Annotated in this window: 14 protein-coding genes; 9 read left to right on the plus strand and 5 right to left on the minus strand. The window is 63.9% G+C overall.

Going from position 1 to position 14,279, the window contains the following annotated elements:
* Positions 1-11 precede the first annotated feature (11 nt).
* The 5 genes from pstC to phoB are packed head-to-tail and all read left to right on the plus strand — an operon-like array spanning position 12 to position 4,426.
* Positions 12-1,385 carry a phosphate ABC transporter permease subunit PstC gene (gene pstC / locus B5483_RS15350; RefSeq protein WP_079731059.1) on the plus strand — a complete coding sequence of 458 codons (1,374 nt, stop codon included), beginning with the start codon at positions 12-14 and terminating at the stop codon, positions 1,383-1,385.
* Positions 1,378-2,268, plus strand: coding sequence for a phosphate ABC transporter permease PstA (gene pstA, locus B5483_RS15355; protein ID WP_054944434.1), 891 nt, complete (start codon positions 1,378-1,380; stop codon positions 2,266-2,268). Before pstC ends, pstA begins: the two co-directional genes overlap by 8 nt.
* Before the next feature lie 4 nt (positions 2,269-2,272).
* A complete protein-coding gene (pstB, locus tag B5483_RS15360; RefSeq protein WP_054944433.1) occupies positions 2,273-3,034 on the plus strand; it encodes a phosphate ABC transporter ATP-binding protein PstB in 762 nt (253 codons plus the stop codon).
* A 13-nt stretch (positions 3,035-3,047) separates the two neighbouring features.
* Positions 3,048-3,743, plus strand: a complete 696-nt coding sequence (gene phoU / locus B5483_RS15365; RefSeq protein ID WP_007012105.1) for a phosphate signaling complex protein PhoU — start codon at positions 3,048-3,050, stop codon at positions 3,741-3,743.
* The gene (phoB, locus tag B5483_RS15370; protein ID WP_054944432.1) at positions 3,740-4,426 is read left to right on the plus strand and encodes a phosphate regulon transcriptional regulator PhoB; all 687 of its coding nucleotides are present in this window, start codon (positions 3,740-3,742) and stop codon (positions 4,424-4,426) included. The genes phoU and phoB overlap by 4 nt, the downstream gene beginning before the upstream one ends.
* A 107-nt stretch (positions 4,427-4,533) precedes the next feature.
* On the opposite strand, the gene B5483_RS15375 is transcribed toward phoB, so the two are convergent.
* Positions 4,534-5,604: a glycosyltransferase family 4 protein gene (locus B5483_RS15375; protein WP_054944431.1), complete on the minus strand. Its 1,071-nt coding sequence runs from the start codon at positions 5,602-5,604 to the stop codon at positions 4,534-4,536.
* Positions 5,601-6,518 (minus strand): UDP-2,3-diacylglucosamine diphosphatase, encoded by a 918-nt coding sequence (locus B5483_RS15380; protein WP_054944430.1) that lies wholly within the window; start codon positions 6,516-6,518, stop codon positions 5,601-5,603. Before B5483_RS15380 ends, B5483_RS15375 begins: the two co-directional genes overlap by 4 nt.
* A 177-nt stretch (positions 6,519-6,695) precedes the next feature.
* On the opposite strand from B5483_RS15380, the gene B5483_RS15385 reads away from it, so the two are divergent.
* On the plus strand, positions 6,696-7,370 hold the full coding sequence (locus tag B5483_RS15385; protein WP_054944429.1) for a response regulator transcription factor: 675 nt from the start codon (positions 6,696-6,698) through the stop codon (positions 7,368-7,370).
* Between the two features lie 6 nt (positions 7,371-7,376).
* On the opposite strand, the gene B5483_RS15390 is transcribed toward B5483_RS15385, so the two are convergent.
* The 3 genes from B5483_RS15390 to B5483_RS15400 form a co-directional block, all read right to left on the minus strand.
* On the minus strand, positions 7,377-7,952 hold the full coding sequence (locus tag B5483_RS15390) for a TMEM165/GDT1 family protein (protein ID WP_054944428.1): 576 nt from the start codon (positions 7,950-7,952) through the stop codon (positions 7,377-7,379).
* Positions 7,953-8,319: 367 nt separating this feature from the next.
* Positions 8,320-11,016, minus strand: a complete 2,697-nt coding sequence (locus B5483_RS15395) for a TonB-dependent receptor domain-containing protein (protein ID WP_079731061.1) — start codon at positions 11,014-11,016, stop codon at positions 8,320-8,322.
* Positions 11,017-11,105: 89 nt separating this feature from the next.
* A complete protein-coding gene (locus B5483_RS15400; protein ID WP_079731062.1) occupies positions 11,106-12,704 on the minus strand; it encodes a hypothetical protein in 1,599 nt (532 codons plus the stop codon).
* A gap of 289 nt (positions 12,705-12,993) precedes the next feature.
* Here B5483_RS15400 and B5483_RS15405 point away from each other — a divergent pair, with 289 nt between their 5' ends.
* From B5483_RS15405 to B5483_RS15415, 3 genes are all read left to right on the plus strand, one after another.
* Positions 12,994-13,368 (plus strand): hypothetical protein, encoded by a 375-nt coding sequence (locus B5483_RS15405; RefSeq protein WP_079731063.1) that lies wholly within the window; start codon positions 12,994-12,996, stop codon positions 13,366-13,368.
* Positions 13,369-13,616: 248 nt separating this feature from the next.
* Positions 13,617-13,973, plus strand: coding sequence for a TrbC/VirB2 family protein (locus tag B5483_RS15410; protein ID WP_079731064.1), 357 nt, complete (start codon positions 13,617-13,619; stop codon positions 13,971-13,973).
* 11 nt (positions 13,974-13,984) lie between these two features.
* On the plus strand, positions 13,985-14,266 hold the full coding sequence (locus B5483_RS15415) for a VirB3 family type IV secretion system protein (RefSeq protein ID WP_007012094.1): 282 nt from the start codon (positions 13,985-13,987) through the stop codon (positions 14,264-14,266).
* Positions 14,267-14,279 lie beyond the last annotated feature (13 nt).

The raw sequence follows: 14,279 nt of genomic DNA on the forward strand, positions 1-14,279 counted from the left end.
AACGGCCAGATATGATCTTCACTGCAGTCCTGCTGGCCGTTTTCGGCCTTGGCCTCGTCGGCTGGTTTGCCGCACGGGCCAGGGCCAGGCTGCTCTATACCGGCCGGGGATCGATGCATTCGATGCCCGGCTACCATGGCTGGCACATGGCGCTGTGGATCGTGGCCCCGGCGCTGCTTGCCTGGGGTGTGTGGTCCGCAATCATGCCGGGCCTCGTCGAAAGCGCGGTCCTGGCCGATCCGGCCGCGGCCCAGTTGCCGCCGGATGCCATGAACCGCGCGGCGATCCTCGCCGATGCCAATGCCATCGCATCCAATCCCGATGCCGTTGCCTTCAATCCGCTGTCCAACGCCCTGGCCGAGCCGATGCGCGCGGCCCAGCAGCGCTTCGGCCTGATCGGGTCCCTGCTTGTCGTCATCGCGGCGCTGGCAGGCGGGGGCTACGGCTTCACCAAGCTGCGCGCGGGCTTCCCGGCGCGCACGCAGGTCGAGCGCGCCGTGCTCGGCCTCCTGCTGACCGCATCGCTGATGGCGATTCTCACCACGTTCGGGATTGTCGCCTCGCTGGTGTTCGAGGCCGGCCTGTTCTTCAGGGACGTCTCGCCCATCGCCTTCCTGACCGGCACCCACTGGGCGCCGGGCAATGCGGCTGGTGCCGACCTCGACGAGAATTTCGGCGCCGTGCCGCTGTTCTGGGGCACGATCTACATCGGCGCTGTCATCGCCATGCTGGTCGCCATCCCGCTCGGCCTGATGAGCGCGATCTACCTGACCCAGTATGCCTCGGGCCGCATCCGCAAGATCCTCAAGCCGATCCTCGAAATCCTCGCGGGCATTCCGACCGTCGTCTACGGCTATTTCGCCGCCCTGACGGTGGCCCCGATCATCCGCGATTTCGCCGGCTCCATGGGCATGGCGAATCCCTCGACCGAGAGCGCGCTGGCCGCGGGTCTCGTGATGGGCGTGATGATCATTCCCTTCGTCTCCTCGATGGCGGACGATGCACTGGCTGCCGTGCCCCGCGCCATGAGCGACGGCTCGCTCGCGCTGGGTGCGACCAAGTCGGAGACCATCAAGAAGGTGCTGCTGCCCGCCGCGCTGCCGGGCATCGTCGCCGGCGTGATGCTGGCGATCAGCCGTGCCATCGGCGAAACCATGATCGTTGTCATGGCCGCCGGCGCCGCCGCGCGCCTTTCGGTCAATCCGTTCGATTCCATGACGACCGTGACCTACCAGATCGTCCAGCTGCTGACGGGCGACCAGGAATTCAACAGCCCCAAGACGCTCTCGGCCTTCGCACTGGGCCTGGTGCTGTTCATCGTCACGCTGATTCTCAACATCATCGCCCTTCGGGTCGTGAAGCGTTTCCGGGAAGCATATGACTGACGCAGGCTGGCAATCGCCCGAGTTCGCCCGGCGCCTGGCCAAACGCCATGCCGCAGAGCGCCGGTTCAAGTGGCTCGGCTTCAGTGCCATCGCGCTGAGCCTCGCCTTCCTCGCGCTGCTGCTCTTCATCATGCTGCGCAATGGCCTTGGCGGGATCGACTGGCAGTTTCTGTCGGGTTCGGATTCGACCAGTGCCAACGTCGCGGGCGTGTGGGGCGCGACCAAGGGCTCGCTGCTGACGATGCTCGTCACGCTGCTGCTCTCGTTCCCGATGGGCGTGCTGGCTGCCGTCTATCTCGAGGAATTCGCGCCCAAGAACCGCCGCTGGGTGGAATGGGTCGAAGTCTCGATCAACAACCTGGCCGCGGTGCCGTCGATCATCTTCGGCCTGCTCGGCCTTGCCGTGTTCATCAACACGCTGGGCTTTCCGCGCTCTTCGCCGCTCGTTGGCGGCCTGACTCTGGCGCTGATGACGATGCCGGTCATCGTCATTTCGGGCCGCAACGCGATCAAGGCGGTGCCGCCCTCGATCCGCGATGCCGCGCTGGCGATCGGCGCAAGCAAGGTGCAGACCGTGTTCCACCACGTGCTGCCGCTTGCCCTGCCGGGCATCCTCACCGGCACGATCATCGGCATGGCCCGCGCGCTGGGTGAAACCGCGCCGCTGCTGATGATCGGCATGCGTGCCTTCGTCGCCACCCCGCCGGGCGGGATCACCGATCCTTCCAGCGTGCTGCCGATGCAGATTTTCCTGTGGTCGGACGAAATCGACAAGGCCTTCGTCCAGAACACTTCCGCCGCCATCATCGTCCTGCTGGTCTTCCTGCTGGCGATGAACGGCCTTGCGATCTACCTTCGAAACAAGTTCGAAGTCCGCTGGTAGGGACATGACCGAAACCAAGCTTACAGCCCGCAACGTCGACGTTTACTATGGCCAGAAGAAGGCCATCGACAACGTCTCGATCGATATCGACAACGGTCTCGTCACGGCATTCATCGGCCCTTCGGGCTGCGGCAAGTCGACCTTCCTGCGTTCGCTGAACCGCATGAACGACACGATTGCCGATGCCCGCGTGACCGGCGAGATCCTGCTCGACGGCGAGGACATCTACGCCGCATCGATGGACCCGGTCGCCCTGCGCGCCCGTGTCGGCATGGTGTTCCAGAAGCCGAACCCGTTCCCCAAGTCGATCTACGAGAACATCGCCTACGGTCCGCGCATCCACGGTCTGGCCTCGAACAAGGCCGACATGGATGTGGTCATCGAGCGTTCGCTGACCAAGGCCGGCCTTTGGGAAGAAGTGAAGGACCGCCTGCACGACGCCGGCACCGCACTTTCCGGCGGGCAGCAGCAGCGCCTGTGCATCGCGCGCGCCATCGCAGTCAGTCCCGAGGTGATCCTGATGGACGAGCCGTGCTCCGCGCTCGACCCGATCGCGACTGCGAAGATCGAGGAGCTCATCGACGAGCTCAAGGAAAACTACGCCATCGTCATCGTCACCCACTCGATGCAGCAGGCCGCGCGCGTTTCGCAGCGCACCGCATTCTTCCACCTTGGCAACCTTGTGGAGTATGGTGAGACCGACCAGGTCTTCACCAATCCGCGCGAGGAAAAGACCAAGGACTACATTACCGGCCGCTACGGCTGACAAGGAAATAGCCATGGTTGACCATACCGTTAAGGCATTTGACTCCGAGATCGGACAGCTTCGTGGGCTCGTCGCCGAAATGGGCGGCCTGGCCGAAGTGGCGATCCGCGACGCGATTCAGGCGCTGACAAACCACGACGAGGAACTCGCCGGACAGGTCGTTGCCGCCGACGCCAAGCTCGACGCGCTCGAGGCCGAAGTGGACCGTCTCGCGGTGCGCACCATCGCCCTGCGCGCCCCGATGGCGGACGATCTTCGCGACGTCATCGCCGCACTCAAGATCTCCGGCGTGATCGAGCGTATCGGCGACTATGCCAAGAACATCGCCAAGCGCGTGAATGCCCTCGACGGGCGCAACAAGGTCGAGCCGATCACGCTCGTGCCCGCGATGGCCGAGATCGCCGAGGGCATGGTCCGTGACGTGCTCAACGCCTACGGGTCACGCGATGCGGCGCTGGCGGTGGAAGTCATCCGCCGCGACCAGAAGCTGGACCAGTTCTACAACACGCTGTTCCGCTCGCTGCTGACGCACATGATGGAAAGCCCCTCGACCATTACCGTGGCGACGCAACTGCTCTTCATCGCCCGTAACCTCGAACGCATCGGCGATCATGCGACCAACGTCGCCGAGATGGTCTACTATGCCGCGACCGGTGAATACTGTACCGAGCGCGACAGCCAGACCGATGATACGGGGGCTCCGGAATGAACCCGAACGTCCTTGTCGTCGAAGACGACCGCGCGCTGTGCGAACTGTTGACCTGGAACCTCAGTGCCGAAGGCTATGAGGTGCGCAGCACCGGCGATGGCGAGGAAGCGCTCCTGCTGGTGCAGGAGCAGGCACCCGATGCCATCGTCCTCGACTGGATGATCGAGAACGTGCCGGGCATCGAGGTCTGCCGCCAGCTGCGCAAGGATAAGGAAACCGCGCAGATCCCGATCCTCATGCTGACCGCGCGCGGTGAGGAAGAGGACATGATCCGCGGTCTCAAGACCGGCGCCGACGACTATGTCACCAAGCCGTTCAGCCCGCGCGAACTGTTGGCCCGCATCGAGGCGCTGCTGCGCCGCTCGCGGCCATCGCTGGCGGGCAGCGTGCTGCAGTGGGGCGATATAGAGCTCGACGCGACCTCGCACCGCGTGCGTCGCGGCGGCGAGCCGCTGCACCTGGGTCCCACCGAGTTTCGCCTGCTGCGTTATTTCATGGAACGACCCAATCGCGTCGTGTCGCGCCAGCAGATCCTCGATGGCGTATGGGGCATGGATTCGGATATCGACGAACGCACCGTCGACGTCCACATCCGCCGCCTGCGCAAGGCGATCAACCGTGCCGGTGAAACCGACCCGATCCGTACCGTCCGCGCCGCGGGCTACGCGATGGATGTCAACTGACGCCGATCCGGTAAGGCGAGGGGCCTGCGCTGTGATCGCGCGGCCCCGGCCATCATGCGCATCTCTCAGGTTATATTCCGCTCAGGATGAGCGGCGCGTGCGATTCTTTAGGCGGCTGAGAGCAGGTCTCGTTCGGCGTCGTCCGCGGCGGTGGAGATCGCGCTCAGGAACTGGTCTGTGGCGCGTTCCCAGGAATAGAGGTCTCCGAGCCGCGCCGCATCGTCGCGGCTGACCGTCAGGGCACGCGTAATGGCTGTGTCGAGTGCGTTATCGACGGCGCCTGCCGGGCGCGGCAGGCGGGCATCCACACCGCATCCATCGGTTCCGAGAATGTCGACCGGACCAGTGACCGGGAAACCCGCAACCGGCGTGCCGCAGGCGAGCGCTTCGATCACGACAAGCCCGAAGGTGTCGGTGAGGCTGGGAAACACGAAGCAGTCGGCGGCGCGGTAGGCGCTCGCCAGTTCCTCGCCCGACAGCGCGCCGAGGAAGTGGACGTGCGGATAGCGCCGGCGCAGGCTTTCGAGCGCCGGGCCGTCGCCGACGACGACCTTGCTGCCCGGTACCTCCGCATCGAGGAAGGCTTCCAGGTTCTTCTCCGGCGCGACACGGCCGACGTTGAGCAGGACCGGGCCGGGCAGGGCGCACATGGCCGGGTGGCGTGGGCCTACGGGCGTAAACAGGTGCTGGTCGATGCCGCGGCTCCAGCGCCGGGTATGGCCGATCCCGCGACCTGCCAGTTCCTGCGCGAAACTGCGGGTGGAGACGAGCACGGCGCGGCTCGGCGCATGGAAGCGCTGCATGATCGGCCAGAAGCACTCGGCGCTGATCCCGGTGCGCACCGCGGCATATTCGGGAAAGCGGGTGTGGAACGCCGATGTGAACGGCACCCCGCGCGACAGGCACCAGCCCCGAGCGGCCCAGCCGATCGGTCCTTCGGTGGCGATGTGGACGATGTCGGGCCGGGACCGGTCGAGCATCCGGCGCACGCCGAAACGCGGTGCCATGGCCAACCGGATCGAGGCATAGCCGGGCATCGGCACGGTCAGGAAGTGCTCCGGCGTGACCCGGTCGACTTCGTGCCCCCGGCGCTGCAGTTCGTCGAGCGTGGCCGAGAGCGAGCGGACGACGCCGTTGACTTGGGGAAGCCAGGCGTCGGTCGCGAGGGTGAGCCTCACGCGCCGACCCTGGCAGGAGTTTCTGTCGGGGTGCCTGCCGGGGTTGCCGCTCCGGAGGGCACGCCAGCCGGTGAAGCGTGGTCGTGGCCGCCGGTTTCAGCGACCCAGTCGATGATCGCGATCTCGCCGGAAAGGCTTTCGGCCAGCGCCGTACAGCTCTCGACCCAGTCGCCGTCGTTGTAATAGGTGATGCCGCCGAACTGGCGGATCTCGGCGCAGTGGATATGGCCGCACACGACGCCGTCGAAGCCGCGGTTGATCGCTTCGCTTGCCACCGCTTCCTCGTAGCTGCACACGTACTGGACCGCGTTCTTCACCTTCTTCTTCATATAGGCGGAAAGCGACCAGTACGGCATCTTCAGGCGGCGGCGCACGGCGTTGAAGGCGATGTTGGCGCGCAGCAGCATGCCGTATGCCTTGTCGCCCAGGAAGGCGAGCCACTTGTGGTAGAGCACGACGCCGTCGAAGGCATCGCCGTGCGTCACCAGCAGGCGGCGCCCGTCGAGCGTCTCGTGCACTGCCTCCAGCACCAGTTCGACGCCGCCGAAGGTCAGCCCGGCATAGTCGCGCAGCATTTCGTCGTGATTGCCGGCGATGAACACCACACGTGTGCCGCGATGCGCCATCTTGAGGATGCGGCGGATCACTTCGTTGTGGGCATCGGGCCAGTACCAGCCCTTACGCAGGCGCCAGCCGTCGACGATGTCGCCGACCAGATAGAGCGTCTGGCATTCCACCGAGCGCAGGAAGTCCACAAGCATTGCGGCATTGCAGCCGCGCGTTCCCAGGTGAACGTCGGAAATCCAGATCGTGCGATACTTGCGCTTGGGCCGAAAGCCCTTCGGGTCCGGCAAGTCCAGCCAGGCCGGAATTTTGCCGCTGCGTTCGAGAAGACTGTCGACATCGGTCCGCATCAGAATGCTTCCCCCGGTTGTTACCGGTGTTTTTCTTCGCATTTTCCGGTTGCGCGGGCGTGACGTTTGCGGGTCAGTTTGATGACAGTGCCAGTTTTCACGCACTTGTCATCGATATGTCACCCGTTCGTCACACTACAGCGGCAGTAACCCCAACGTATTGACAAGGCGGGGGCAATGCGGCGCATCGACATTCTATTGGCAAGCGAACTGACCGGAGGGCTGGCGCCCTTCCGGCACGACGACTTTGAGGTTGTACTGCATCGCTGGACCGATTTTGCCGAACTGCCGCTGATCGAAGGGGCGCTCTGGATCTTCATCGACTGGGTTCTGCCTGAGATGTCGGGTCTTGAACTGTGTCGGCGGCTGCGTGCCGATGCGATCACGTCGCATGCGCACGTCACGATCGTTCTGGAAGAAGACAACGTCGAGGACCGCAAGCGCGCGCTGCGCATGGGCGCTGACGACTACATGGTCGGCCCGCTCACCCGCAACGCGCTGCTTGACCGGGTCCTGGGCGCGAGCGTGAGCGAACAGGACAGCGCCGGGATCCGGGTGGTCGCGCAAGGCGAACTGACCGTCGATCTTGCCGCATTCCAGGCTCGCTGGCAGGGCAAGCCGATCTCGCTGATGCCCAACGAACTGCGTCTGCTGCGCTATTTCATCGAGCATCCCGGCCGGGTCTTCACCCGTACGCAGCTCATCGCCGCGCTCGGCAAGCAGGAGCCGCCGGTGGACGAACGCACCGTCGATGTCTGGATCGGACGCCTGCGCCGGGCCCTGAAGGGCGTGGGCGCAGGCAATCCTTTGCGTACGGTGCGCTCGCTCGGCTACGTCTTCGACACGCTCTGAGGCGGCTCAGCCGAGCCAGCCCGCGGTCTGCGCCAGCAGCCACAGGCCAATCACCAGGAACAGCAGCGCCGCGACCGTGCGCACGACGTTGAGCGGTACCCGCTTGATGATCTCGTTGCCGAGGAACACGGCCGGTACGTTGGCGATCATCATGCCGATGGTGGTTCCGGCCATCACCGGCAGGACGCTCTGGAAGCGCGCGCCCAGCGCGATCGTGGCAAGTTGCGTCTTGTCGCCCATCTCGACGATGAAGAAGGCGATCGTGGTCGCCAGGAACGGGCCGAAGCGACTGGGCCTGGCCTCTTCGTCCTCGTCGAACTTGTCGGGGATCAGCGTCCAGGCGGCCATCAGGATGAAGCTGGCGGCAACCAGATAACGGAACCACAGGCCGTCGAGGAAGGCAGCGGCCTGTTCGCCGACAAGCGCGGCCAGGAAGTGGTTGGCCAGCGTCGCGACGAAAATGCCCGCGACGATCGGCCAGGGACGCTTGAACCGCGTGGCCAGGACGATGGCGAGCAGCTGCGTCTTGTCACCGATCTCGGCGAGGGCGACGACGGCTGTCGATGTGAGCAGGGCTTCCAAGGTATTCTCCGGGCCGGGCGACAGACAAGACAATAGCGCGGCAGAACCCGCCCGGCCGAGCGGAGCTGCAACGCCATTGGTCTCGCCCGAACGGTTGTCCGTTCTCCTGTGCGCCATGGTCTCTCGACCAAGTATGTTGACGACAGGCCACTGACGGTCCGCTTGCGCGGGCGCCAGCTGGCTACTCCCCAGATGACAGCGCGCCTCTAACCGCTGGCCTGCCGCTTGGCAAGGCGTTGCTGAGCAAGAGAAGCGCGGGATTACATGCACGAAGACAGAAAAAGGGGCCCGATCGCCTGAGCGACCGGGCCCCGAGGTTGCCGTAGGAAGGGCAGGGACCTTCCCAGTGAGGATCAGGATCCTCGGGTCAGAACTTGAATGAGGCCGACGCGGAGAAGGTCCGGCCGACGCGGTAGGTGTTGTAATCCACCCGGCCATCGACGAAGGACTGGTATTCCTCGTGCTTCCGGCCCGTCAGGTTGCGGCCTTCGAGCTTCAGTTCGATTTCCTTGCTACCGACCATGAAGCCCTGGCGAACGACCAGGTCGACGGTCAGGCCGGGATATTCGAAGATGTCCGGCTGGCCCGAGTTCGCAAGACCGCGGCTGACCGCGCGTTTGCTTGCGTAGTTGATCAGGATCGTCTGCTGGGAAAGGCTGTCGGTGTCCTCGAGCCCGATCTGCAGGTTGGCGATGTGTTCCGACTGACCGGTCAGCGGTGCGCCGTCGCGGAAGTAGTCGGTCGCCAGCGATGTGCCGGTACCCGCACCATAGATGCGCAACAGGTCGCTGTCGCTGACCTTCAGCTTGGACTTCGTGTAAGTGTAGTTGCCCATGAGCATCAGCCTGCGGGTCTCGAAGAACTTGCCGCCCAGGCTATCCAGGTAGAAGTACTTCTGCAGCTCCAGCTCGGCGCCGTAAAGGTCGGCGCTCGGCGCGTTGGCATAGGACGTGATGAAGGTTTCCGAACCTGTCAGGAAGGATTCGATCGGCTTGTCGATCTTCTTGTAGAAGGCACCCACCGACATGCGCTGGTCGCGATCGAAGTACCATTCGTAGCGGCCTTCGATGTTGGTCAGCTTGCTGTCTTCGAGGAACGGGTTGCCCTGATAGGTGCGGTTCGTATCGGGGTCGAAGTACGGTTGGTACAGCAGTTCGCGGAACTGCGGGCGGGCAATCGTCTTCGAACCGTTGAGGCGTACCTGCATGCTCGGATTGATCTCGTAGGTGAGCGTCAGGGCCGGCAGGAAGTACTCGTTCTTGAGATCGGTAGCCTTGCTGGGATCGGCGCCGATCGGGCGCAGGATCGTCGACTCCTTGGCATATTCCCAGCGCACGCCGACATCGAAGGAAAGCTGGTCGGTCAGCGCGCCTTCGAGCTTGCCGTAGAAGGCGTGGTTGAGCAGGCGGGAATCGAACTGGGCGGTGCTGGCTTCCGGCTCGCGCAGCTCGAGGCCGTAGTTTACGCCATAGTCCTGCAGGTACCAGGTGCCCGGCTGAAGCAGGACGTCGAGGCGAAGCAGGCCGAAGTTGGAGATCTGCGTCTGGTCGCCGTTCGCATAGATCGTGAAGGACCGCCGCGTGTTGGTGCGCGAATTGATCTGGTAGGCATAGCCGACGCTGCCGGTCCAGCCGGGGCTGTAGGTATGCGCAAGATCGACGCCTGCCGACCACACGTCCTCGTTCAGGCGCGAGAAGGTGATCGTCGTCGGGTCCTGGTTGCCGTTGCCCAGGCGATTGACGAAATACTGCCCGTACTTGTCGCTATCGACATTGGTGCGCAGGTACTCCGCCTCGATCTCGAAAGGTGCGAGGCGCTTCGAGTTCGCATAGCCGGCGCGCACGTCGATCGAGGTGTCGTCGGCCGGCTTGAATTCGCCGACGAACTGCGTGTCGATGAGCTGACGTTCGTACCAGGCCGTCGTCTGGTTCATGTAGTCAGCCTGGATGTTGTTCTCGCGCTTGCCGAGACTGAGGCTGGTGTGCTTGACCGTGTCGTGGATATAGACGTTGGTCCAGCGGATCTTGTTCTCGCCCCACTCGAGGCCAAGGCCGAGCAGGCCATTGCCGACGATGCGGTTGTCGGTGTTGACTGCGTTGAAGTTCTCGAACAGCTGGCTGGGCTCAGCCGTGGTGCCCTGCGCACGCTGACGGATGATGTCCTTGGTCTGCGTCGTGTTCGAATAGCTGGCAGCGGCGATCACGCCGAGCGTGGCATCGCCGAGTTCTATCGCGGTGCCGCCGGTAATGCCGCCCGAGAAGTTCGGCTGGGTCTTGGTGTCCTTCTGGACGACGGCATTGCGGCCGTTGACCAGAATGCCGCCAAGCTGCTTGGCGAGGTCACCGGTAGGATCGATGACGGTGTTGCTGTTGAAATAGCTCTGCAGCGACTTGGGAATGGAGCGGTTGCCGTTGTCCCAGCCCGTCCAGTCGGTCTTGCTGCCGTAATAGCTGTAGCTCAGCTTGTTCGTGGTCTCGGTATCCCAGCCAAGGCCGCCGCTGACCGTGAGGAAGCTCTCGGTCGGAATGGCCTTGGTGGTGAGGTTGATGACACCGCCGCCGAACTCGCCGGGGAAGTTCACCGAATAGCTCTTCTGGACGAGCGAGGAGGCGACGATGCTGGTCGGGAACAGGTCGAGCGGAACGACGCGCTTGAGCGGCTCGGGGCTGGGCAGCGGCGAGCCGTTGAGCAGGGCCAGCGAATAGCGGTCGCCAAGGCCGCGCACGTAGACATATCCGTTGCCGACGACGCTGAGGCCGGTCACGCGACCGAGGGCACCGGCAATGTCGCCTTCGCCGGTACGGGCGATTTCTTGGGTAGAGAGCACCGAAATGACCTGCGGTGCGATGCGCTGGATGTTGCGATCGCGGTGGCCGGTGACGATGATCGCGCCGCCGGGCATCGAGATTTCGGGCGCGTCTTCCTGCGTGGAAGTGTCAGCCTGATCGTTCGATGCGCTGTTGGCGTCTGTGCTGGTCGAGGCGCTTTCCTGAGCCGAAGCCATGGCAGGCGTCAGCATCGCGGTGGAAAGCAGCAGCAGCGAAACAAGCCGCGGCTTGGTCATTTGATGTCCCCCTGGAACAAGTATCGATGCGAAGAGGGGGACGGCCGAATTCGGACCGCCCCCCTTGTCGTTAGTTATGGGCGGCCGGATCAGGTGGTCGGCAGCGAGGTGCAGCTCTTGCCAGATCCGAAGTTGGCGGTCGCGTTGTCGCAGGTCCAACCCTTGTACCAGGTGTCGCTCGCGTCCTTTACCGCACCGATGTAGGTGACGGCGTCGAAGAAGCTCGAGAGCGTCTTGATGTTGGCGTAGCCAGCCTTGCCGGCTTCGTTGGCACCGTTGACGAAGGTGTTGGACAGGGTCGAGGTGAAGGCATCGTCGTTCAGGTTGGTGCCCGAAGCGAACTGCGAAGCCGAGTAGCCGGCAGCGTTCGTGCCGCTGTCGATGTACTTGGTCGAGCCGCAGGACATGACGGTCGAATAGGCCTTCAGAGTCGCCGGGGTGGTGCCCGAGCCGTTCAGACGGAGGCATTCGTTGTTGGGCGTATTGATGATGCCGTTGACCCAGGTGATGTCCGAGTTGCCGCGGATCAGGACCGAAGCCTGGTCGTTCGATTCGTTGTTCGAGCTCGAGCTGGGCTGAACGCCGGTGAAGTTGGCGATCACGGTCTTCTGACGCGGGGTGTCGGATTCGGCACCGTTCGAGTCGATTTCCATCAGCGCGTCGCCACCGCCGTTGCGCTGCAGCAGCATGACGTACTGGAAGTAGCCTTCCAGGCCGGTGTCGAGGTCGAGGCTGTCATCGTCTGCGTTGACCGAGATGTAGTGCTTGAACTGCACCTTGCCGCCGAAGAATTCGGCGCCGTCGTCCGAGCTGTTGACCGACTGGAAGTAGTCGAGCGTGGTGCCCGAGCCGACGCCTTCGGCGGTCAGCGACTGCAGTTCCTTGCCGTTGCTCAGGACATAGCCCGAGTAGCGGATCTGGACGTACTTCATGGTGCCGGCGTTGTAGGCGTTGTCCTGACCGCCGAAGACGGCCTTGTTGACCGCGCCTTCGGTGTCGCGCTCACAGGTCTTCGCGGCGGTCGAACCGTAGTTGCAGTCGGTCACGATGCCACGGCCGAGCAGCACGACGCCGCCCCACTGGCCCTGCGAGCTGTCGTCGTTGGTGCCGACAACGTTCTGGCGGCTGGTGAAGATGATCGGCTGCGAGGCAGTGCCGACAGCATTGATCTTGTTGCCACGGTTGACGGCGAGCCAGGCGGCTTCCGAACCGTTTTCGCCGTAGATGATGACGCCCGGATCGATCGTCAGGGTGACGTCGGTGTCCGCGGTCAGCGAACGGCCGTTGCAGCTGGCGGTCGTGGTGGTGAAGGGCGAACCCGAAGTCGGGGCCGAGAAGCCGCCATCGCAGCCGACGTCGACGCGGCCGTTCAGGCGATAAACGACGCCGGCGACCTTGGGCAGGCTCGAGCTGACGTCAACCAGGGCGGGAAGGGTGCACACGCGCCACGAACCTTCGGGGCCGGTGATCGTGCCGCTGTCGGTCAGGCCGCCGGTGGCGTTGAAGGTCGGGCAGCTGGCAGCCGCGACGACGGTGCCGGTGCCCGAAGTCGGGGTCGGGGTCGGAGCGGGCGTCGGGTTGTTGATCGTGATGCCGCCAGCACCCGGCGACGAGATGTCGTCGGCGCCGCAACCGGCAAGAGCAAGTGCGCTGCAGCCAACGAGCAGCAGACCAGAAATTTTCTTCACGTGAATTCCCCCGTTTTACAGGTCGGACGAAGCGGCGAATCCGCCTTCGTTGAGGGGGCGTTTAGGGTGGGGGGGTGACAGTTTGTTGGCGATCCAATGACAGAAATATGCACTTATGTGACCGACATATGACCATTAGACGATAACAGCCCGACTTGTCCGTGCGACTCGCCTTCAGAGGCGGGATTCATGCTCAGATTGCAGTTTTATGACAGTTGCGTCATTTTCTTGAGGTCGCAGGTTTTTCCGCAGAAGATGCCTCAATCGCAAGAATGTCCGGGAGTGTTGCATGTCGCTATCCTTACTCGTCGCAAGTGTCCTCATGGGGCAGTCGGCCTTTTCGCTGACGCTCGAAGTTCGTCCCCAGGACGAAGTCGATGTCGCCTACGAGGAGCTGGCGGCCGGGAAGAATGAAGAGGCCATCGCCAAGCTTCAGCGCATGGGCGCTGCCCAGTCCGATGATCCTGCTGCCCTGATCAACCTGGGAACCGCCTATGCCCGCGTCGGCATGGCCCAGCAGGCCATGGTCAACTACAAGGCGGCCGCAGCCAGCCCAGAGCGCTACGATCTAGAACTGGCGGATGGCTCGTGGATGGATTCGCGCTGGGCGGCGCGCAAGGCCATGCAGGGCATCGCTTCCGGCCAGACCCTGGCAGTGCGCTGACCGGCTCCGGCCTACTGTTTTTCGGGCCGGGGCAGCGCCCCGGTCGACAACCGGCAATCGCACGCTGGCCTTTCGGGTAACACTTTATAATAATGGTCGCCAGTATAGTGGGGCCGTCGGGGAGGGCCGGCGGCCCTTGCTACGTACCTGAAACAGTGACTGGCGATTGCAATATGACTGTCTCTTTAGCCGTCTCATCGTCACACACTTGTCATCATGGTGGCGCACTTGGCCCTCACACGGAGGGCATGGTGATTCGAGATTCTTTCATTCGTACCCGCGCTGATCGCGGAATTTCCAAGGCTTTCGCCGCGTTTTTTGCGGCCATGGGCATGGCGCTGATGCCGAATCTGGCCAGCGCGCAGACCGTCAATACACAGGATCCGGCCGGAAGCGGACCGATCGTCGCGGCACTGGGCTGGCTGCAGGGCACGCTGCTCGGCAATGTCGCCACTGCGGTTGCGGTCATGGCCGTGGCCGCGGTCGGCTTCATGATGCTGACCGGCCGCATGAACTGGCGTTTCGGCGCGACCGTCATCATCGGTTGCTTCGTGCTGTTCGGCGCCGGCGCGATCGTTTCCGGCATCCAGTCGGCGGCGGGCTGAGGGCGCGGCTGATGAGCCTGGCCCGCTATCCCGTCCATCGCGCGCTCACCCGGCCGCAGATGTTCGCCGGGGTGACATACAGCTTCTTCATCATCAACGCTGCGGTGACGACGGAGATCTTCCTCATCACCAAGAGTTTCTGGGCGCTGCCAGCGGCGCTCGCGATCCATGGGGTCGGATACCTCGCATGCTTGCGCGAACCCCGGGTATTCGACCTCTGGATCGCCAAGGTGAGCAAGTGCCCGCGCGTCGCCAACTGGCAGCGCTGGGGTTGCAACAGTTACGCACCCTGAGATCGATTCGGGG

This window comes from Novosphingobium mathurense, from assembly GCF_900168325.1.
In the GTDB taxonomy this organism is placed as follows: Bacteria; Pseudomonadota; Alphaproteobacteria; order Sphingomonadales; family Sphingomonadaceae; genus Novosphingobium; species Novosphingobium mathurense.